The following is a 21,108-nucleotide window of genomic DNA, read 5'->3' on the forward strand; positions in this document are numbered from 1 at the left end:
ACATCGAATAATGTGCTGCGGCATGGCAAACGAGAGAAGCTCATGGCCAAAACCGACCTCAATCAACTGACGTGGTTTCAGGCCGTCGCCGAGGAGCGCAGCTTCACCAAGGCGGCGGCAAAGCTCGGCGTCGCGCAGTCGACGCTCAGTCACAGGATCAAGCAGCTCGAAGCGCAAATGGGCATACGCCTCCTGACCCGCACCACGCGCAATGTCGCGACGACCGCCGCAGGCGAGCGGCTGTTACAGACGATCGCCCCGCGCATCGGCGAAATCGAGGATGAGATCGCCGCGTTGATGGCGTTTCGTGAAAAACCCTCGGGCTCGATCAGGCTGACGCTGTCCGACCACGCGCTTGAAAGCGTGGTTTGGCCCAAGCTGAAGCCGATCCTCAGCGCCTATCCCGATATCGGTGTCGAACTGATCCTGGACAGCACGTTCCGCAACATCGTCGAGGAGGGCTTCGACGCGGGCGTCCGGTTGGGAGAGAGCGTCGAGAAGGACATGATCGCGGTCCGAATTGGTCCGGACTGGCGTTTGGTGGCCGTGGCTTCTCCCGACTATTTCGCCGCGCGTGGTGTGCCTGAGCACCCACAGGACCTGATCCGCCACGTCTGCATCAACATGCGTCACGAGACCGCCGGCGGTCTTTATGCATGGGAGTTCGAGAAGGATGGGCAGGCGTTGCGCGTCCGGGTAAACGGCCAGCTGACCTTCAACAATTCCTATGCCATGATCGACGCAGCCGTGCACGGCTACGGCATCGCCTATGTGCCCGAGAACATCGTGGAGCGGCACATCGCCTCGGGCCTGCTGGTGCAGGTCCTCGACGATTGGTCGCCGTTCTTCGACGGCTATTTCCTCTATTATCCGAGCCGTCGTCAGAATCTTCCCGCGTTCAAGGTCATCGTCGACGCGCTACGACATCGGAATTGAGACAAGAGGATCTAACCCGCGCGATTGGCTGCACGCCGAGCCCGTTTCGCCCCGCTCGCATAGCACCCACCTGCGGAAGATACGGTATTTTCCGGATCTCGGGCATCAAGATCGTCCTTCCCACGCCCGCTCTATCGCCACGCCTCGTTCGGCTCGTCTTCGCACGTCGAGAACGCACAGCGGCGGGATGTTGCAGAGCAAATCTTCGCAGCGCCATCACCCCAATGTGCGTGGTAAGACCGCGACAGGCGCAACCAGCGGAGCCTGATTTGACCATGACCTCTACCCCCATCAAGCGCGCTTTGATCACCGGGACCGGAGCGGCCGACGGCATCGGTTTCGCCATTGCCCGCCAGCTCGGCCATGCCGGCCATGCCGTTTTTCTCACCGGCGCCAGTGGGCGTGTGCTCGATCGTGCCGTTGAGCTCCGTGCAGAAGGCATCGACGCCAAGGCCGTGGTCGCCGATCTCACCATCGCTGCCGATGTCGCGCGGTTGCGGGCCGATGTCGGCGCGGTCGATATCCTTGTCAACAATGCCGGCATGGGCTCGCTGGCATCGCCATCGGTCGACAAGGCGTTTCTCGCCATGACCGAGGCCGACTGGGATCAGGGGATCGACGTCAGCCTGAAGACGGCATTCCTCGTCACCAAGGCGTTTCTGCCGGCGATGGTCGAAGCGGGCTACGGGCGTATCGTCAATGTGGCGTCGGTCACCGGACCGCTGGTGTCTTTCGAGGGCACATCAGCCTATTCCGCCGCCAAGGCCGGCATGGTCGGCCTGACACGCACGCTGGCGCTCGAAGTGGCGAAAAACGGCATCACGGCCAACGCGGTGGCTCCCGGCTGGATCGAAACAGGGTCGTCGAGCGAGATGGAGCGGCAAGCCGCCCTGAATACGCCGCCGGCGCGGGCCGGGCGACCGGATGAGGTGGCCGCCGCGGTCGTGTTCCTGGCCTCGGAAGGCGCCAGCTATGTCAACGGCGCCTTGCTGGTGGTCGATGGCGGCAACAGCCTTCAGGAGCGCAAGGGCTGAAGCCGTCCAACGCGTCGGGTGCGAGAATTCAGCCTTTGCCCGAGCTTTTGCCTGCCCCCGGCGCTTCCGGCCTGAGATAGACGGCCAAGCAGCAGCAACAGATCGCCAAGCCCGCGACTGGATATTTCAGGGCGACCAGCCCCGCCAGCGCGAATAGGCAGAGCGTCGCGAGCGACCGGATGCGCATGCGCTTGCGCACCGCGAGCGGAACCGCGTTCTCCGGCATCGGGTCGATGAGTTCGCGGATCAGAAGAATGTAGGTCAGGTTCACCAGGAAGAAGACGGCGGCATAGAAGGCGACCGGCTGCGGCGCCAGCTCGCTGACCGCCATCCACGCGGTCGCCAGCGGCAGCAGCGAAACCGAGAACAGATGCGCGAAATTGTACCACATCAGGCTGGCTGTCGCCTCCCTGGCGTGGCGTAACAGATGATGATGGTTCGCCCAGACGATGGCGATGAAGAGATAGCTGACGCTGTAGCTCAGCCATGTCGGCCAGAGCTCCAGAAGCGCCTTGAACGTCGGCAACTCCGGCGGGCGCAAGTCGAGGACCAGCACCGTGATGAGGACGGCGAACACGCCATCCGAAAATGCGCTCAACCGATCGAGCCCTGTCGAGGGAAGCACTGGACCGTCCTCGTCGCAGTTCGTTAGACATATAGTAGTGCTGTCGATAGCAATATCCATGGCCGCTCGGACCATCTGACGCCGCCACCAGCGCCGCTCAGGACGCCTTGGCCAGAAAACTCTGGTAGTCCGATTTCGCCTGCAGCAGGCGCAGCACATTGTCGCGCGAGCCCCTTACGTGGGCGCGGGCCAGCGTGCCGGCTCGGGCGGCATCGCCTGCGCAGATCGCCTCGACGATCTCGGCATGCTCGTCGCGGGCGATCTTCCATTCGTCGAGCCACAACAGTTCGGTCCAGACATAGTGCTGGCACTTGTCGAGGATGCCGCACAGCATGCCATGCAGCATCGCATTGCCGCTGATTTCGGCGATGACGCGGTGCAGGTCGATGCCGACTTCGAGCTCCTGGAATTTTTCGTGCGTGGTGCGCTCCGGAATGGCGGCCAGCCGCTCGCATTCGGCCAGCATGGCACGCAGCCGCGCCTTGTCCTGTTCCGTCGCAGCAGCGGCGGCCAGTTCCGTCGCGTGGCCGTCGAGCAGTTCGCGGATCTCGAAGGCCTCGCGGAACATGTTGATGTCGAACTCGGTGACGACATAGCCCTGGCGCGGCCGGCCGGTGACCAGGCCGTCGCGCTCGAGGCGATTGAAGGCCTCGCGCACCGGCGTGCGGCTGACATTGAGTTTTGCGGCGATGTCGTTCTCGGTGACGCGCGATCCCGGCGGGATCTGGCCGGTCACGATCATCGCCTTGAGCGCGGAATAGACCGAGTCGCGCAGCGTGTTTTTGGTTTCCTTGGCCAAGTTCCGTTTCCAGTTCTCCGGTCTTTCCGCCGGCATATGTTCTCACGCATAGCTGTATTCAAAGTCGGCGCGGTTTGCCACGCCCCGGCGCCCCATCTCCCCCCGGGTTGACGGCCCCAGGCGCGCCGATCGGTGTTGACATCGCTGATCCCCAAGCTACATTCAAAATTGTATACAAAATAGCATGCGAAATCAAAAACAATGGGAACACCGGTGGAGAGCCGAAAAAATGAACAGGACCAGAAGCGTTAGTATCGTTGCGATGGCGGGCCTCATGGCCTCGCTGGCGGCCCCCGCCATGGCGGGCGACACCATCACCGTCGCCTCGTGGGGCGGCACCTACCAGGAAGCGCAGACCAAGGCGTTCTTCAAGCCGACCGCCGACGCGCTCGGCATCACCATCAAGGAAGACACCACCAACGGGCTCGACGACGTGCGACTGCAGGTGACCGGCAATGCAGTGAAATGGGACATCACCGAACTTGGCGCCGACGAATGCGCGCGCGGTTCGAAGGAAGGGCTGTTCGAGAAGCTCGACTACGGCATTATCGACAAGAGCGGCATCAACCCCAAGCTCGTCCATGACGACTGGGTAGGCATATCCTACACCTCCGTCGTGCTGATCTATCGGACTGATGTGTTCGGCGACACAGGCCCCAAGACCTGGGCCGACTTCTGGAACGTGGAAAAGTTTCCGGGACGGCGCGCGTTGAGCGGCAGCCAGGCGACCGAAACGCTGAGCGTCGCGGCTCTCGCCTCGGGCCTGCCGATCGACAAGGTCTATCCCGTGGATGTCGACGGCGCGCTGAAATCCGTCGACAAGATCCGTGGCCATGTCGACGCCTGGTGGACCTCCGGCGCTCAGGCCATGCAATTGGTCAAGGATGGCGAAGTCGACATGGCGAGCATCTGGAACGGCCGCGCCGGCACCTTGAAGAAGGAAGGCGCGCCGGTCAGTTTCTCCTTCGACCAGGGCGTGCTGACCGCCGACTGCATGGTCATCCCCAAGGGTGCCAAGAACAAGGAAGCCGCGATGAAGGCGCTTGCGATGTTCGTCAGCCCGCAGCTGCAGGCCAATCTGCCGCTCTACGTCGACAATGGCCCAGTAAACGAGAAGGCTTTCGAGACCGGCAAGATCCCGCAGGACAGGATCAAGGACATCAATTCGGCGCCCGAAAACGTCAAGAAACAGGTGCTGCAGGACGCCGAGTTCTGGCGCGACAATCTGGTCGAGGCGACGGAGAAGTTCAACAATCTGGTCCAGCAATAGGCCGCGGACACAAGCTTACGGCGGGCAGCGTAACCAGCCACTGCCTCGCCACCTGTTCTCTGCGGCTAAGGAGCGAAAAATCTTGTCCATTGCGCCATCCGCGTTGCCCATCGACATGCGCGGGATCGAGAAACGATTTGGCAGCGTCCCGGTGCTGCGCGACCTTAACCTCGATGTCGAGGCCGGCGAATTCCTGACGCTGCTCGGCCCTTCCGGTTCCGGCAAGACGACGCTGCTGATGATCCTGGCCGGTTTCGTGCGGGCCAATGCCGGCTCGATCAAGGTCGGCGGCGACGAGATCATCACCACGCCGCCGCACAAGCGCAACATCGGCATGGTGTTCCAGAACTACGCGCTGTTTCCGCACATGAACGTCTTCCACAACATCGCCTTTCCGCTGAAGCAGCGCGGCGTCGCCGCCGCCGAGACGGCCGAACGTGTCGAGAAGGCGCTCGATCTGGTGAAATTGCAGGGCCTGGGCGAACGCCGGGTCGACCAGCTTTCCGGCGGCCAGCGACAGCGTGTGGCGCTGGCACGCGCCATCGTCTTCGAGCCGCGCATCGTGCTGATGGACGAACCCTTGTCGGCGCTCGACAAGGGCCTGCGCGAGCACATGCAGATCGAGCTGCGCGCCCTGCATCGCCGGCTCGGCATGACCACCGTCTATGTCACGCACGACCAGCGCGAAGCCATCACCATGTCCGACCGCATCGCGGTCATGAACGCCGGGCGCATCGAACAGCTCGACAAGCCTGAAACCCTCTACGCCAGGCCGCAAACGCGATTTGTAGCCGGCTTCATCGGCGAATCGAATTTCATTCCGGTCGAGTGCCGCAACGGCTCCGTCTGGTACGAGGACCGGAGAATCCATACCGCGGCACCAGTGCCGGCGGCAGGCCAGCACCTGATGGTGGTGCGGCCGGAAAAGCTGCGGCTCCTGGCAGACGCCGAACCGACAAGCGGCGTCAACGTGCTCGAGGCGAAAGTCAGCGACATCATCTATCAGGGCGACAGCTTCGTCTGCTACGCGGCGTTGCGCGACGGCCGCCAGCTGACTTTGCGCGACTACTGCCGCAGCGATGTGCTGGCCAAAATGCCGGCGCCCGGCCAGCCAGTCTCATTCGGTCTCGATGCGCAGGACACGATCCTGGTGGCGGCAGACTGATGAGCGCGCAGCCCGCCCTCATGGAAGAGATCGGCAGCGCCGCAGGCCGGGAGCTCAACACGCAGGGACTTCACGCCGACGCCCGGCGTGAATCACTACGGCTGCTGGCGCTGTTGTCGCCAAGCCTGCTTCTGGTCTTCGCCATCATCATCGTGCCGATCGGCTGGCTGTTCTGGCTGTCGCTGTTCGACGAAGCGGGCGGCTTCAGCGCCGCCAATTATGCGCGATTGTTCGAGCAGGCCTCCTACATCAAGACCTTCATCACCACCTTCAAGGTCGCCTTCATCGTCACCGGCGCCTGCGTGCTGCTCGGCTATCCCTTGGCCTACATGCTGTCGCAACTGCCGCGCCGGGCGGCGTCGATCTGCCTGATCTTCGTCATCCTGCCGTTCTGGACATCGGTTCTGGTGCGCACCTATGCCTGGCTGGTGATCCTGCAGCGCAAGGGACTGATCAACAGCTGGCTGATCGATCTCGGAATCATCAGCCAGCCGCTATCGCTCGCCAACAATTTTTCCGGCGTCGTCATCGGCATGACGCATATCTTGCTGCCGTTCCTGGTGCTGCCGCTCTACGCTTCGATGAAGACCATCGACACCGACTGCCTGCGCGCCGGCATGAATCTCGGCGCCGGCCCGGCTGCCACCTTCCGGCAGATCTTCTTTCCGCTGTCGCTGCCAGGCCTCGCCTCGGGCGTGGTCATCGTCTTCGTGCTCTGCCTGGGCTTCTTCGTCACGCCGGCTTTGATGGGCGGCGGCAAGGTCATCATGTGGGCGATGCGCATGGAACAGACCACCAGCCTCTATTCAAACTGGGGCGCGGGTGCAGCACTGGGCGTGGTGCTGCTGGTGGTGACGCTGGCGCTTCTCGGCCTGTTCCAGTGGCTGCTCGGCGCGCGTGCCACCGGCGTGTGGAGTTCGAGATGAGTAGGGATCTCGGCCTGCCTATCTCGCACCGGCAACGCCTATGGCTCTATTGCTTCGGCGGCCTCGTGCTGCTGTTCCTGATCGCACCGTCGATCATCATCGTCATCATGTCGTTTTCCGATTCGACGCTGCTGCAATTCCCGCCGCAGCAATGGTCGCTGCGCTGGTACCAGGCCTATTTCGGGTCGCTGGAGTGGCGCGATGCCACGATCGTCTCGGTCAAGGTGGCTGTCATGACCGTGCTGGTGGCGACGCCGCTCGGCACCGCGGCCGCCTATGCCATCAACCGGGGCACGCTGCGCTTCAACGGCACCATCAACGCGCTGCTGACGGCGTCGCTGATCGTCCCTGTGATCCTGATCGGCATCGGCACCTTCTTTCTCTATGCGCGCATCGGCCTCAACAACACGCTGACCGGCCTGGTCATCGCGCATACGGTGCAGGCGCTGCCGTTGGTGGTGCTGACCGTGCTGTCAGGATTGCGCTCCTACGACATGAACCAGGAGCGCGTGGCGCGCAGCCTCGGCGCCGGCCGCGTCGCCGCCTTCTGGCAGGTGACGATGCCGCAGATCCGCTTCTCGATTGTCTCGGGCGCGCTGTTTGCCTTCATCACCTCCTTCGACGAAGTGGTGGTGTCGCTGTTCATCTCGGGCGGCGAGACGACGACATTGACGCGCCGCATGTTCAATGCGCTGCGCGACCAGATCGACCCGACGATCGCCGCCATCTCGACCTGCCTGATCGTTCTGTCGGTCGTGCTGTTGTCGGTTGCGCAGATCTTCGGCCGGCGGCATTGATTTCACCAGATCAATTCGCAGAAGTGACCAATTTGCAGAAGTGACTAGGGGATATTCAGACAGAATGCGTGATTTCCAGTTTCCCGGCCGCTCGCCGGTTCGTGCCACCGAGGCGGTTGCCGCGACCTCGCATCCGCTTGCAACGCTCGCGGCCATCGACATGCTGCGCTCCGGCGGCAATGCCATGGACGCCGCGGTCTGCGCCGCCGCCGTGCAGGGTGTGGTCGAGCCGCAATCGACGGGCATCGGTGGCGACTGCTTCGTGCTTTATTCTCCCGGAGGACAAAGCAATGTGCTGGCCTTCAACGGCTCGGGGCGAGCGCCGGCCAGGGCGACGGTCGGCTGGTATCTCGAAAAAGGCTTCGACCGCATCCCGCTGCAGGGTCCGCATGCGGTCACCGTACCGGGCGCCGTCGACGCCTGGAGCCGCCTGCTCGAAGACCATGGCCGCAAGGGCCTTGCCGAGGCGCTGGCGCCGGCCATTCACTATGCCGAGAACGGCTATGTCGTGCACGACCGCGTCGCCTTCGACTGGGCCGAGCCGGAGACCGACCTGTCGGCCGACGAGCATGCCGCGCGCATCTTCCTGCCCGGCGGCAGGGCGCCGAAGGCGGGTGACGTCCATCGGCAGCCGGAACTGGCGGCGACCTTGCGCATCATCGCCAAACACGGCCGGTCCGGTTTCTACGAAGGCGCGGTCGCCGACGATATGGTGAGCCGGCTTAACGAATTGGGCGGACTTCATACGGCCGAGGATTTTGCCGCGACCAGAGGCGACTATGTGGCGCCGGTCAGCACCTCCTATGGCGGCCATGAGATCCACCAGATGCCGCCGAACAATCAGGGGCTGACGGCGCTTTTGATGCTCAATTTGCTGTCGGGCTTCGAGCTTGGCGGGCTCGACCCCAATGGCGCCGAACGCCTGCATCTGGAGATCGAGGCCGGGCGCCTGGCTTACCGCGACCGCGACCGCTATGTCGGCGACCAGGACCATGTCCCGGTGCCCCTGAAGCAGCTCCTGTCCGGCGCCTATGCCGACCGGCTACGCGCCGAGATCGACCGCGACCGCGCCATGACGCATCTGCCGCGCGTCGAGCTGCCCGGCAGCGACACGGTCTATATCTCCATCGTCGACCGCGACCGCAACGCGGTCTCCTTCATCAACTCGACCTATTATTCGTTCGGCAGTGGCGTCGTCGGCCCGAAGACCGGTATCGTGCTGCAGAACCGTGGTTCGAGCTTCCGCCTCGAGCCGGCGCATCCGAACGCGATCGCGCCGGGCAAGCGGCCGATGCACACGATCATGCCGGGCATGGCGACGAAGAACGGCCGCGTGGTGATGCCGTTCGGCGTCATGGGCGGCGGTTACCAGCCGTTTGGCCATGTCCACCTGCTCACCAACATGATCGATTTCGGCATGGACCCGCAGCAGGCACTGGATGCGCCGAGGGTGTTTTACAACGATGACACAGTGGAAGCCGAGCGTGGCGTTCCCACTGATGCAACCGAGGGCCTGCGCCGGCGCGGCCACCGCATCGCCGAACCGCATCATCCGCTTGGCGGCGGGCAAGTGGTGCTGATCGACTGGGAGAAGGGGACGCTGACCGGCGCTTCCGATCCGCGCAAGGATGGTTTGGCGCTTGGCTATTGAGGCGATCCGTTGTCCAATGGCGCCCATATCGAGGCAAGCCCGTCAGAAGGGCTCTCGCCAGTAATCGTTCGAAATCCAGCCGGTGATCATGACCCAAACTGAAACCCACGCAGATCTCTCCCGCCGTCTCGCCGCCGGCGCCGACGACGCCCCCGCCATTCTGGCGCCCGACAGGGCAACGCTCAGCCATGGCGGATTGCGCAGCCTGATCGCCGACACGGCAAAACAGCTGCATGCGCGCGGCATCGGCCGCGGCGACAGGGTGGCGATCGTGCTGCCTAACGGGCCCGAGATGGCCACCGCCTTCGTCGCCGTGGCGGCCGCCGCCTCGACGGCGCCGCTCAACCCCGCCTACCGGGCCGACGAGCTCGATTTCTACCTGACTGACATCGGCGCCAAGGCGATCCTCGTCGCGGAGGGTGAGACCGGCCCCGCGGTGACGGTGGCCGAACGCCTCGGCATCGGCGTGCTGCGGCTTGTCGTGCAGCCGAACACACCGGCCGGCAGCTTCACGATCGAGGGCGCGGCGATCGGACCGAAGGCCGCGCCAGACATGGCGCAAGACAGCGACATTGCGCTGCTGCTGCATACCTCCGGCACGACATCGCGTCCAAAACTGGTGCCGCTCAGCCATGCCAACATCGCGGCCTCGGCAGCCCATATCGGCGGCACCCTTGGCCTGACGGCCGATGACCGTTGCCTCAATATCATGCCGCTGTTCCACATTCACGGCCTGATCGCGGCCGTGCTGTCGTCGCTGGCTGCCGGTGGCAGCATCTACTGCACGCCGGGTTTCAACGCGCTGCGCTTCTTCCAGTGGCTGAGCGAGGCGCAGCCGAGCTGGTACACGGCGGTGCCGACCATGCATCAGGCGATCCTGGCCCGCGCGGCGCGCAACACCGAGGCGCTGGCGGCGGCGCGCCTGCGCTTCATCCGCTCGTCCTCGGCGTCGCTGCCGGCGCAGGTCATGACCGAGCTGGAAGCGACCTTCGGCTGCCCAGTGATCGAATCCTACGGGATGACCGAGGCGGCTCACCAGATGGCCTCGAACCGGCTGCCGCCGGGCCAGCGCAAGCCCGGCAGCGTTGGTGCCTCCGCCGGGCCGGAGGTGGCTGTGATGGCGCCCGACGGGCGGCTGCTCGATGCAGGCGAGACCGGCGAGATCGTCATCCGCGGGCCCAATGTCACGACGGGCTACGAAAAGAACCCGGATGCCAACGCCACGGCTTTCGCGCATGGCTGGTTCCACACCGGCGACCAGGGCGTGCTGGACGGGGACGGCTATCTCAGGGTCACCGGTCGGCTCAAGGAGATCATCAATCGCGGCGGCGAAAAGATCTCGCCACTCGAGGTCGACGATGTGCTGATGGACCATCCGGCGGTGGCGCAGGTCGTCACCTTCGCCATGCCGCATGGCAAGCTTGGCGAGGAGGTGGCGGCGGCGGTTGTGCTGCGCGAAGGCATCAGCGCCACCGAGGGCGACATCCGCACCTATGCCGCGACGCGGCTTGCCGACTTCAAAGTGCCGCGCAAGATCCTGATCCTGGACGAGATCCCCAAGGGCGCGACCGGCAAATTGCAGCGCATCGGCCTTGCCGCCAAACTCGGGCTTTGACGATGAAGATCACCATCTTCGGCGCCGGTGCGATCGGCGGCTATCTCGCTGCCAAGCTTGCCGCCGCCGGCCGCACCGATCTCTCGATCGTCGCGCGCGGCGCCCATCTGGAAGCGATCAAGGCAGATGGCCTGCGCCTGATCGAGGATGGCCAGGAGACGTCCGTCCCCGTCCGGGCCGCCGCCAAGGCCGAGGAACTTGGCGTGCAGGATTATGTCGTGCTGGCGCTGAAGGCCCATTCCCTCACCCCGGCGCTCGACCAGATCGCACCGCTGCTTGGGGACCACACATCAGTCGTCACCATGCAGAACGGCGTGCCGTGGTGGTATTTCCACGGCGTCGGCGGGCCACTCGAAGGCACCAGGCTGAACGCGGTCGATCCCGGCGGCGCGATCTGGCAGCGGATTGGACCGGACCGCGTCATCGGCTCGGTCGTCTATCCCGCGGTCGAGGTCGATGCGCCGGGGCTCATCCGCCATGTCGAGGGCAAACGCTTCTCGCTCGGCGAACCCTCGGGCGAGCGCAGCGAACGGGTCACGCTTCTGGCCGAGGAGATGGTCAAGGGCGGCTTGCAGGCGCCGGTGCGCGAAGACATCCGCAGCGAGATCTGGGTAAAACTGTGGGGCAATCTCTCCTTCAACCCGATCTCGGCGCTGACCGGCAGCACGCTTGCCGCGATCGTTGCCGACGAGGGCACCCGCACGCTCGCCCGCACCATGATGCTGGAGGCGCAGGCGATCGGCGAAAGCCTCGGCGTGCGTTTTCCCATCGCGGTCGATCGGCGCATCAAGGGCGCCGGCGATGTCGGCGAGCACAAGACCTCGATGCTGCAGGACCTGGAGCGTGGCCGGCCGATGGAGATCGACGCGCTGGTGAGCGCGGTGCAGGAACTTGGCAGGCTAACGGACAAGCCGACCCCGACCATCGATGCCGTGCTGGCGCTGGTGCGGCGGCTGGCGGTGGAACGCGGGTGTTATGGATAATGGGCTCGGGGTTGATCAGCACCGTGGCGAGGGCGCGACGATCCAGGCCTTGAAGCGCCTTGGCCTCATCTCCCAGCTTGACCAGGGTTAGCAGCATGCTGAACGCCATTCACCACGTCGCGCTCATCTGCACCGACTACGACCGGTCGCGACGGTTCTACGTCGAACTCCTCGGCCTCGATCTGGTCCGGGAGGTTTATCGGGAGGAGCGGCAGTCATGGAAGGCGGATCTGCGGATCGGGTCGGCCCAACTGGAATTGTTCTCCTTCCCTGCACCGGCGATGCGGCCGTCCCACCCAGAGGCTACAGGCCTGAGACATCTGGCATTCGCGGTGGCTCATCTTGATCCCGTGATTATCCGCCTGGAAGCCGCAGGCGTTGCCGTCGAGCCAATCCGGATCGATCCATACACAGACCAACGGTTTACCTTTTTCAGGGACCCGGATGGATTGCCGCTGGAACTCTACGAAGCCCCATAAGGAACGGTTCGATTTCACGATGGGCGCTTTGTACTGACGGTCTCGGTATCGGCGGACCGCGAATCTGTGCTAAGCGCCGCCCAACCAACCAAAGGACGACACCAATGAGCGAACTGACCGTGGCCGAGGCGACCGAGAGCATCTATGCCTCGCTCCGGGCGGACAATGCCGACATCGACACACATATTGCGGCGCTTAAGGCGGCGCTGACGCGAGAGGGGATCAAACAGGCGGTGTTCGATCCGACCAAGCTGGCGCAGAACAACCGCTCGGGCCGCAAGTTGATGCAGGCTTATTTTCGGCAGCGTGGCGTGACCGTGAAGTTTTCGGACCAGTAGAACCGCGCACGGGCGATCTCAACCGTGTGATTGGTTGGTTTCGGACGCATGTTCTCCGACGCTCCGAGCCCTCCCATTTGGCCGGCTCAATAACAGCTATCCGCCGCCGCAAGGGCTTCGGCACGGTGAGCTTGGTCCAGTGCGCCAATCCGTCGGACCGACGCATAGAACCTGACATAGTCGCCCGAGCACAGATCGAACAGGCGGAGAAACGCGGTCACCCGATCGCTATAGACGGAAGTCGCGGCGAGCTTTGCATTGTTGATCGGGGAAGCGAACCAGGCATCGTATCCCCGGTATCGGCCCCAGCGCCTGTCGCGCATGTGTCGGTAGCGCATCCGCAGCCGTTCGATCGCGGTCGTCTTCGCGGCCAGTTTTTGCTCCGAGGTTCCGGCGTTGGAATAGACTTTCGCCAACTCGTCCCGTGTTTGCGACACCAGCGCAAGAAATTCAGCTTTGCGCCTCCGGGCGGCTTCGTAACGGCGCAATGCGGCGGTATCGCCAGCCGCGCGCAGCCATTTTCTCACGCCGGTCGTTTCGACGGCGACAGCGAACGACTCGTTGAATGCGGAATCGTCGTGCACGTAGACGCGCTGGTGGGCCAGTTCATGGAACACCAGCCCTGCAAGATAGGTTTTATCCTCGCTGAACATCGTGCTCAGCAGCGGGTCACTCGACCAGCCAAGCGTGGAATATGCGGTGATGCCCGTCACATAGACATCCATGCCCTGTCCTTGAAGTTCGGCAGCGGTTTCAATTGCGGACTTCCTGGAGAAATACCCCCGGTAGGGCACGCAGCCGAAAACGGGAAAACACCATGTTCGCGGCGTCAGCGAGAATGCCGGCGCGGCGAAGACGGCCCATGTCACCGAATCCCGACCGATATCGACATAGCTGCGGTAGCTGCTGTTGTCGGGCAGCGCCAGTTTATCCGTTGCGAACTGTCGTATGGCGCTCGCCGATGCCATTCGAGCGCGCAATGCCTTCGGCGTCGAAGGGTCCTCGATCAGTTTTCCGACATCCTGGCGCGCCGTCATGATCCGCAGATGACCCTGCACGGATTGCGCATAATATGAAACACTGGTGCAGCCGGTCACACCGGACACCACGATCATAACGGCAACCAATCGAAAGAATGCGCGCATCACGATTTGCCCACAGCAGTGCTCCCGTACCGATCGGGCGATTGTCGCGATTGCCCCAGGTCCCAAGCAGCCGCATCGATTTGATCGAGGTCTATAGCTTTCTAAAGAATCCGGACAGGATATTCGGACCCACTTCCCCAGGGCGCAGTCTGATCCCGTCCTCGAAGCAGTTCAGCGTCATGCATTCGAAGCCGCTGTGTGCGAGGAGTGCCACCAGCGAGTCACGATCGAAGTGGTGGAGGTGCTCGTCGGGAAGACGCATACGCCACGTCCGGAACCAGGCGTCGCCGTCGGCGCCGAGCTCGCGCCAGCGGCAATAAGGGACGGCGACGGCCAGGTAGCGGGCCTTAAGCCGGGCGAGGAAACCCAGATCCGGGATATGCTCAAGCACATCGAACATGGCGACGAGATCCCACGAGCTGGAGAGCGCCTCATCCCAATCGACGAAGCGGACGCCCTTGGGCAGCGGAAACCTGGTTATGTCGCAGCCGGCGCAGTCGGCGACCCCGGTTATTTTCGCGGCTTCGATGAATGTGCCGGTGCCATATCCAATCTCCAGCACGGACCGGGGAATCTCGCCAGTGATCCCCAGCACCCAGCCGAGTCGCTGATATCCGAGCTTGATGGTCCGGTCACTCAGGTCCTCGTAATAGGAAATATACTGCTTGTCATACTTGATCGGTTTGGAGTCGACCTGGTGGATCACGCCAAACCCGTCCACCGCGTAGTTGTCCAACATTGGCGTGCGGCCCCCAGATTCCGGTGCTCAGTCCTTGCCCGCCCGCTTGAAAATCCGCGCATAAAATTCGCCGACGATGCCGCGCCGGAAGATCAGCACGCACACCATGAAGATGAGGCCGGTGGCGATGGTCACCGGAAAGCCGGAAGTGGCAAGCGTGTTTTCCAGGCCAATGACAAGGCTGGCGCCGATGATCGGCCCGACCATGGTGCCGATGCCGCCGAGAAGCGTCATCAGGATCACCTCGCCCGACATCTGCCAGGTGACGTCGGTGAGCGTGGCGAACTGGAAAACGATCGCCTTGAGCGAGCCGGCCAGCCCGGCCAGGGCCGCCGACATGACGAAGGCGCCCAGCTTGTAGTTGGCGACGGAATAGCCCAGCGAAATGGCGCGGTTCTCGTTCTCGCGGATCGAGCGCAGGATCATGCCGAACGGCGAGTTGACGATGCGCCAGATGGCGAAGACGCCGATCAGGAACACCGCCAGCACGAAGTAATACATGTTCAGCGAGACGTTCAGGTCGAGGACGCCAAGCAGCATGCCGCGCGGCACGCCCTGAATGCCGTCCTCGCCTTGCGTGAAGGGCGACTGCACACAGAAGAAGAAGAACATCTGCGACAGCGCCAGCGTGATCATGGCGAAATAGATGCCTTGCCGGCGAATTGCGAAAAAGCCCATGACAAGGCCGAGCAAGGCCGCACCCGCCATGCCGAGCAGAATGCCGGCTTCCGGCGGCCAGCCCCAGACCTTGACGGCATGCGCAGTGAAGTAGGCGGCGCCGCCGAAGAAGGTGGCGTGGCCGAACGATAAGAGCCCGGTATAGCCGAGCAGAAGATTGAACGCGCAGGCAAACAGCGCGAAACACAGCATCTTCATCAGGAAGATCGGATAGATCAGGAAAGGCGCTACCAGCAGCGCCAGGATGCCGAGCCCGACCAGCATCCATTCCAGCCGTGCCGAGGTTTTGGCCGATGCCTCGCGAAGCGTCAGTTCGGTCATGTCAGATGTCCCTTCCGACATGTCAAGCGTCCCTTCCGAACAGGCCAGCCGGCCGGACCAGAAGCACGATGGCCATGATGACGAAGACCACGAGATTGGAGGCCTCGGGGTAGAAGACCTTGGTCAGGCCCTCGGCGAGGCCAAGCATGTAGCCGGTGACGATCGCACCGAGGATCGATCCCATGCCGCCGACCACCACCACCGCGAAGACGACGATGATGAGGTCCGATCCCATAAGCGGGCTCACCTGATAAATCGGTGCTGCTAGAATGCCGGCAAGCCCGGCCAGCGCGGAGCCAAGGCCGTAGGTGAGGGTCAGCAGCAACGGCACGTTGACGCCGAAAGCCTGGACGAGACGGGGATTCTCGGTTGCCGCGCGCAGATAGGATCCAAGCCTGGTCTTCTCGATCAGCGCCCAGGTGCCGAAGCAGACGATCAGCGAGGCGACCACGACCCAGCCGCGATAGTTGGGCAGGAACATGAAGCCGAGATTGGTGCCGCCGGCAAGCAGCGGCGGCACGGCGTAAGGGTTTCCCGAGACGCCGTAATAATAGCGGAAGATGCCTTCGAGCACGAGCGCGAGGCCGAAGGTGAAGAGCAGCCCGTAGAGCGGATCGAGATTGTACAGCCTCGACAGCGCCAGGCGCTCGACCACGACGCCGAAGACGCCAACGATCAGCGGCACAAGGATCAAAGCGGGCCAATAGCCGATGCCGAGATGGGTGAGAAGCAGGTAGCCGACGAAGGCGCCGAACATATACTGGGCGCCATGGGCGAAATTGATGACGCGCAGCAAGCCGAATATGACGGCCAGGCCCAGGCTCAGCATGGCGTAGAACGAGCCGTTGATCAGGCCGACCAGCAACTGGCCGAGGAAGGCCTGAACCGGGATTCCGAAGATCATCGTCATGGCGCCATCATACACCCAGGACTTCGTGGAGCTGCGCCATGCGGTCCGGCAGTTCGCCGACCGGAAACCCCGCCACCACCTTGCCGTGCTCCATCAGGTAGAAACGGTCGGCGACGCGACTGGCGAAGCGGAAGTTCTGCTCGACCAGCAGGATCGTCATGCCGCGCTTTTTCAACGTCGCCAGCAACGCGCCGATGCGCTGCACGATGACGGGAGCGAGCCCCTCCGTCGGTTCGTCGAGAAGCAGCATCTTCACGCCGGTTCGCAGCATGCGCGCGATCGCCAGCATCTGCTGTTCGCCGCCCGACAGCCTGGTGCCGGGACTGTTGCGCCGCTCCTTCAGATTGGGGAACAGATCGAATATCTCCTCGACGCTCATGCCGCCCTGCGCGACGACCGGCGGCAGAATCAGATTCTCGTCCACGGTCAGCGTTGCGAAGATGCCGCGCTCCTCCGGCACGAAGCCGATGCCTTGATGGGCGGTGCGGTGCAGCGGCAGCCGCATCAGGTCCTTGCCGTCGAAGGCGATCCGGCCGGTCCGCTTGCGGATCAACCCCATGATGGCGCGCAGCGTCGTCGTCTTGCCGACGCCGTTGCGGCCGAGCAGCGTGACCGTCTCGCCGGCAAACACTTCCAGATCGACACCGTGCAGCGCATGGCCCTCGCCATACCAGGCGTTGAGGCCGGTGACGGCAAGCAGAGGTGCGGCACTAGTCATCGGCGGTGCCCATATAGGCGATCTTGACGCGCTCGTCGCGGCTAACGGTGGCGTAGTCGCCAGCGGCCAGCACCTCGCCGCGCTGCATGACCGTTATCCAGTCGCAAAGGTCGGCCACCACGGTCAGATTGTGCTCAACCATCAGCACGGCGCGATCCCTGGCAACCGAACGGATGAGGCTGGAAACCGTGGCCACGTCCTCATGCCCCATCCCGGCCATCGGCTCGTCCAGCAGCAGCACTTTCGGATCGAGCGCGAGCGTCGTGGCGATCTCCAGCACGCGTTTCCTGCCATAGGAAAGATCGCCGGCGAGCCTGTTCCTGGCGTCGTCGAGACCAACCGAGCGCAGCAATTCCTCGGCGCGCGGGGTCAGCCGGTCGAGCGCCGCGAGCGAGCGCCAGAATTGAACGGCAAGACCACCCGGCCGCTGCAGCGCGACGCGGACATTGTCGAGCACGCTGAGGTGCGGAAAAATCGCCGATATCTGGAACGAGCGCACCAGCCCCATCCGCGCAACCCTGGCCGGCGAGGTGCGGGTGATGTCGTGGCCAAGCAGCTCGATCCTGCCGCTGGTCGGCGCCAGGAACTTGGTGAGCAGGTTGAAGACGGTCGTCTTGCCGGCGCCGTTGGGTCCGATCAGGGCATGGATGTTGCCATGGCGGACATCGAGATCGACGTTTTTGACGGCGATGAAGCCGGCAAAGTCGCGTCGCAACCCGCGGGCGGAAAGCACAACCCGCGGCTCGTTCGCGTCCAGGTCAGTCGGCGCCATCGGCCGCGCCGATCACTGGCCGGCCGTCGGACAGCCGCTTTCCTTCTCGCTGAGGAAGGCCTCGTTGCCTGGAATGGTGGCGAGATATTTGTAGTAGTCCCAATCCTCGGTGCTCTCGGCTGGCGACTTGACCTGGTAGAGGTACATGTCGTGGACCATGTTGCCGTCCGCCTGCACCTTGCCGTTGGTTATCACCGCGTCGTCCACAGGCATCGAATGCAGCTGCTTGGCGACGGCTTCGGTCTCGTCCGTGCCGGCCTTGTCGATCGCCTTCAAATACTGTGTCACCGCCGAATAGGTCGCGGCCTGGATCATGTTCGGCATGCGGTTGGTGCGCTTGAAGAAGCGCTGCCCGAATTCGCGGCTCTTGTCGTCGCGATCCCAGTAATAGCCTTCGGTCAACACGACGCCCTGCGCCGCTTGAAGGCCAAGCCCATGCACCTCGGCCAGCGTGAACAGGAGTGCGGCAAGACGCTGACCGCCCTGCACGATGCCGAATTCGGCCGCCTGCTTGATGGAGTTGGAGGTATCGAGGCCGGCATTGGCCAGGCCGATGACCTTGGCGCCCGACGATTGCGCCTGCAGCAGGAAGGACGAATAATCGGTCGATCCCAGGGGATAACGCACCTCGCCCAGCACCTTGCCGCCATGGCTTTCGACGAACTTGGTGGTCTGATCCTTCAGCGAGTAGCCGAATGCATAGTCGACGGTGACGAAGAACCAGCTGTCGCCGCCCTGCTGCACGAGAGAGCCGCCGGTACCCACCGCCTGCGAGTGAGTGTCATAGGCCCAGTGGAAGCCGTAGGGCGAGCACTGTTTGCCGGTCAGCTCCGTGGTTGCCGCGCCGGTGACGATGTCGATCTTCTTCTTTTCCTTGGAAATCCCCTGGACGGCGAGCGCTACCGAAGAGGTCGTCAGTTCCATGATGGCATCGACTTGCTCGGTGTCGTACCACTGCCGGGCGATGTTGGAGGCGATATCCGGCTTGTTCTGGTGGTCGGCGCTGATGATTTCTATCGGCGCTCCCTGCACCTTACCGCCGAAATCCTCGACGGCCATCTTGGCCGCCTCGACCGACCACTTGCCGCCGAAGTCGGCGTAGACGCCCGACTGGTCGTTGAGGATGCCGATCTTGACCTTGCCGTCGGAAATTTCGACGGCCGAAGCGGGGATCGCGGATGCGGCGAGAAGTGCCGCGGAAACGAAAAGGCTTACCTTCATGGTTGACTTCCTCCCATAGCGATGAATCCGACCGACCCTCCTACGATCGATCATCGCAATGGTATTGAACATGAGGAAGATAGGGACAGAGGGCAAGAGGCCGTTAGGGATTTAGTGTTCGAAGCGATACGGTTTGGCGGCGCAACGCGAGCCTTGGGCGAGAGATAGAGACGCAAACATGTGAACCGCCCGGCGACAGTGCCGGCTCAGCCCTCGGCGGCGACGAGATGGCCGTTGCCCACATCCCTCAGCGCCAGTTTCAGCGGCGCCTCGCCGATCCTGCGGGTGGCGCTCGGGATTTCCTGGTCGAGGCGCGCGAAGCGGCTTCTGCGCCGCGCGGGATCGGGCACGGGCACGGCTTCGATCAGGCGCCTGGTGTAGGGATGGCGCGGGTTGGAAAAGACCTGGTCGCGGGTGCCCATCTCGACGATCTGGCCGAGATACATGACGGCGACGCGGTCGGAGATGTTCTCGACCACCGCCATGTCATGCGAGATGAAGAGATAGGCGACGCCGAATTCGCGCTGCAATTCCTTCAACAGATCGAGCACGCGCGCCTGCACCGAGACGTCGAGCGCCGAGACGCTTTCGTCGGCGATGATCAGCTTCGGCCGCAGTGCAAGCGCGCGGGCAATGCAGACGCGCTGGCGCTGGCCGCCGGAGAATTCATGCGGATAGAGTTCCATCTGGTCAGCCGACAGGCCGACGCGCTCGAACAGTGCGGCGACACGCTGGCTGCGCTCTTCCTTCGAGGCGATGCCGTGGATCAGCAGCGGCTCGGCGACGAGGTCGCCGACACGCATGCGTGGGTCCAACGAGGCATAGGGGTCCTGGAAAATCATCTGCACGTCGCGGCGCACCGCCTTGCGCTCGTCGCGGCCGAGGCCGGACAGATTGCGGCCGCCAATGGCGATGTCGCCGCTGTAGGGCACCAGTCCGGCCAGCGCCTTGGCGGTGGTCGACTTGCCACAACCGGATTCGCCGACCAGCGCCAGCGTCTCGTTGGGCGCGATCGAGAAGCTGACGCCTTCGACGGCGTGGACGCGACGAGTGACCCGGCCGAAGAAGCCGCCATGCAGGTCGAAACGGACATGCAGGTCCTTGACGTCAGCGACATTGGCCGGCGTTGCCGTCTCGGCACTCCTGGATTCCTGGCGACCGATACCGCTGCCGATGCGCGGCACGGCGGCCAGCAGCTCGCGCGTGTAGCCGGCTTGCGGCCTGGCGAAAATGTCAGCGGTTTTTCCCTCTTCGACCATGCGGCCATGCCGCATGATGATGACGCGGTCGGCCATTTCGGCGACGACGCCCATGTCATGCGTGATGAGGATGACGCTGGTGCCATGCTGGCGCTGCAGATCGCGCAAAAGTTCCAGCACCTCGCCTTGCACGGTGACGTCGAGCGCCGTCGTCGGCTCGTCGGCGATCAGCACGTCCGGCTCGAGCGCCAGCGCCATGGCGATCATCACCCGCTGGCGCATGCCGCCGGACAGTTCGTGCGGAAACTGCTTTAGCCGGCTTTCGGCTTCCGAAATGCGCACCGCCTTCAGCGCCTCGATGGCACGCTGGCGAGCCTCGCTCTGCGACAGGGAGGTATGCGCCTCGATGGATTCGGTGAGCTGCCGGCCGATCGACAGCACCGGGTTGAGTGAGGTCATCGGCTCCTGGAAGATCATGGCGATGCGGTTGCCGCGAATGCGCCGCATCCGGCGCTCGTCCAGAATCGTCAGATCTGTATCGCCGAGATGGACCTTGCCGGATGAAATCCTGGCGGCAGGCTGCGGCAGAAGCTGCATGATGGCCAGAGCGGTCATCGACTTGCCGGAGCCGGATTCACCGGCAATGCACAGCGTCTCGCCACGAGACAACGTCAGCGACAGGTCGGAGACGACCTCGCGCTCGCCCTCCTCGCCGCGCACGCTGACGGAGAGGTTGGCGATGTCGAGTATGGGTTCGCTGGCGGCGATCATTGCGCGCGTGACCCGG

At 63.7% G+C, this 21,108-nt stretch carries 21 protein-coding genes; 11 read left to right on the forward strand and 10 right to left on the reverse strand.

Annotated elements, in window-relative coordinates:
* Window positions 1-42 precede the first annotated feature (42 nt).
* A complete protein-coding gene (locus LB559_RS18960; protein WP_063173508.1) occupies window positions 43-936 on the forward strand; it encodes a LysR family transcriptional regulator in 894 nt (297 codons plus the stop codon).
* 275 nt (window positions 937-1,211) lie between these two features.
* Complete coding sequence (locus LB559_RS18965; RefSeq protein WP_224674713.1) at window positions 1,212-1,970, forward strand: SDR family NAD(P)-dependent oxidoreductase; 759 nt, start codon at window positions 1,212-1,214, stop codon at window positions 1,968-1,970.
* A gap of 28 nt (window positions 1,971-1,998) precedes the next feature.
* Here the strand turns inward: LB559_RS18965 and LB559_RS18970 are convergent, their stop codons facing one another.
* Window positions 1,999-2,568: a TMEM175 family protein gene (locus LB559_RS18970; protein WP_027161123.1), complete on the reverse strand. Its 570-nt coding sequence runs from the start codon at window positions 2,566-2,568 to the stop codon at window positions 1,999-2,001.
* 124 nt (window positions 2,569-2,692) lie between these two features.
* Window positions 2,693-3,394 (reverse strand): GntR family transcriptional regulator, encoded by a 702-nt coding sequence (locus LB559_RS18975; RefSeq protein WP_224674714.1) that lies wholly within the window; start codon window positions 3,392-3,394, stop codon window positions 2,693-2,695.
* A 229-nt stretch (window positions 3,395-3,623) separates the two neighbouring features.
* Here LB559_RS18975 and LB559_RS18980 point away from each other — a divergent pair, with 229 nt between their 5' ends.
* The 9 genes from LB559_RS18980 to LB559_RS19020 all read left to right on the forward strand — a co-directional run bounded on the left by LB559_RS18980 (window position 3,624) and on the right by LB559_RS19020 (window position 12,618).
* Complete coding sequence (locus LB559_RS18980; RefSeq protein ID WP_224674715.1) at window positions 3,624-4,664, forward strand: ABC transporter substrate-binding protein; 1,041 nt, start codon at window positions 3,624-3,626, stop codon at window positions 4,662-4,664.
* An 82-nt stretch (window positions 4,665-4,746) separates the two neighbouring features.
* Window positions 4,747-5,829 carry an ABC transporter ATP-binding protein gene (locus LB559_RS18985; RefSeq protein ID WP_224674716.1) on the forward strand — a complete coding sequence of 361 codons (1,083 nt, stop codon included), beginning with the start codon at window positions 4,747-4,749 and terminating at the stop codon, window positions 5,827-5,829.
* Entirely contained in the window at window positions 5,829-6,755 is a 927-nt protein-coding gene (locus tag LB559_RS18990) for an ABC transporter permease (RefSeq protein WP_224674717.1), read from the forward strand. Before LB559_RS18985 ends, LB559_RS18990 begins: the two co-directional genes overlap by 1 nt.
* Window positions 6,752-7,552, forward strand: a complete 801-nt coding sequence (locus LB559_RS18995) for an ABC transporter permease (RefSeq protein WP_127369843.1) — start codon at window positions 6,752-6,754, stop codon at window positions 7,550-7,552. The genes LB559_RS18990 and LB559_RS18995 overlap by 4 nt, the downstream gene beginning before the upstream one ends.
* 64 nt (window positions 7,553-7,616) lie before the next feature.
* The gene (gene ggt, locus LB559_RS19000; protein WP_224674718.1) at window positions 7,617-9,203 is read left to right on the forward strand and encodes a gamma-glutamyltransferase; all 1,587 of its coding nucleotides are present in this window, start codon (window positions 7,617-7,619) and stop codon (window positions 9,201-9,203) included.
* Window positions 9,204-9,291: 88 nt separating this feature from the next.
* Window positions 9,292-10,818, forward strand: a complete 1,527-nt coding sequence (locus tag LB559_RS19005) for an acyl--CoA ligase (RefSeq protein ID WP_224674719.1) — start codon at window positions 9,292-9,294, stop codon at window positions 10,816-10,818.
* Between the two features lie 2 nt (window positions 10,819-10,820).
* The gene (locus LB559_RS19010; RefSeq protein ID WP_013528521.1) at window positions 10,821-11,801 is read left to right on the forward strand and encodes a 2-dehydropantoate 2-reductase; all 981 of its coding nucleotides are present in this window, start codon (window positions 10,821-10,823) and stop codon (window positions 11,799-11,801) included.
* A 95-nt stretch (window positions 11,802-11,896) separates the two neighbouring features.
* Window positions 11,897-12,280 (forward strand): VOC family protein, encoded by a 384-nt coding sequence (locus tag LB559_RS19015; RefSeq protein ID WP_024502110.1) that lies wholly within the window; start codon window positions 11,897-11,899, stop codon window positions 12,278-12,280.
* A 104-nt stretch (window positions 12,281-12,384) separates the two neighbouring features.
* Entirely contained in the window at window positions 12,385-12,618 is a 234-nt protein-coding gene (locus LB559_RS19020) for a hypothetical protein (protein ID WP_224674720.1), read from the forward strand.
* Between the two features lie 86 nt (window positions 12,619-12,704).
* Here the strand turns inward: LB559_RS19020 and LB559_RS19025 are convergent, their stop codons facing one another.
* The 8 genes from LB559_RS19025 to LB559_RS19060 form a co-directional block, all read right to left on the reverse strand.
* Complete coding sequence (locus LB559_RS19025) at window positions 12,705-13,763, reverse strand: aminopeptidase (RefSeq protein ID WP_224674721.1); 1,059 nt, start codon at window positions 13,761-13,763, stop codon at window positions 12,705-12,707.
* A gap of 91 nt (window positions 13,764-13,854) precedes the next feature.
* The gene (locus LB559_RS19030) at window positions 13,855-14,502 is read right to left on the reverse strand and encodes a class I SAM-dependent methyltransferase (protein ID WP_024502114.1); all 648 of its coding nucleotides are present in this window, start codon (window positions 14,500-14,502) and stop codon (window positions 13,855-13,857) included.
* A 27-nt stretch (window positions 14,503-14,529) separates the two neighbouring features.
* Window positions 14,530-15,501, reverse strand: a complete 972-nt coding sequence (locus tag LB559_RS19035; RefSeq protein WP_024502115.1) for a branched-chain amino acid ABC transporter permease — start codon at window positions 15,499-15,501, stop codon at window positions 14,530-14,532.
* 22 nt (window positions 15,502-15,523) lie between these two features.
* Window positions 15,524-16,411, reverse strand: coding sequence for a branched-chain amino acid ABC transporter permease (locus LB559_RS19040; protein WP_224674722.1), 888 nt, complete (start codon window positions 16,409-16,411; stop codon window positions 15,524-15,526).
* Between the two features lie 7 nt (window positions 16,412-16,418).
* Window positions 16,419-17,129, reverse strand: a complete 711-nt coding sequence (locus tag LB559_RS19045; RefSeq protein ID WP_127369551.1) for an ABC transporter ATP-binding protein — start codon at window positions 17,127-17,129, stop codon at window positions 16,419-16,421.
* On the reverse strand, window positions 17,122-17,901 hold the full coding sequence (locus tag LB559_RS19050) for an ABC transporter ATP-binding protein (RefSeq protein ID WP_013528529.1): 780 nt from the start codon (window positions 17,899-17,901) through the stop codon (window positions 17,122-17,124). Before LB559_RS19050 ends, LB559_RS19045 begins: the two co-directional genes overlap by 8 nt.
* Window positions 17,902-17,913: 12 nt before the next feature.
* The gene (locus tag LB559_RS19055; protein ID WP_224674723.1) at window positions 17,914-19,122 is read right to left on the reverse strand and encodes an ABC transporter substrate-binding protein; all 1,209 of its coding nucleotides are present in this window, start codon (window positions 19,120-19,122) and stop codon (window positions 17,914-17,916) included.
* Window positions 19,123-19,328: 206 nt separating this feature from the next.
* Window positions 19,329-21,092 (reverse strand): ABC transporter ATP-binding protein, encoded by a 1,764-nt coding sequence (locus tag LB559_RS19060; RefSeq protein WP_224674724.1) that lies wholly within the window; start codon window positions 21,090-21,092, stop codon window positions 19,329-19,331.
* Window positions 21,093-21,108 lie beyond the last annotated feature (16 nt).

This window comes from Mesorhizobium sp. BR1-1-3 (assembly GCF_020165455.1).
Lineage (GTDB): Bacteria > Pseudomonadota > Alphaproteobacteria > Rhizobiales > Rhizobiaceae > Mesorhizobium > Mesorhizobium ciceri.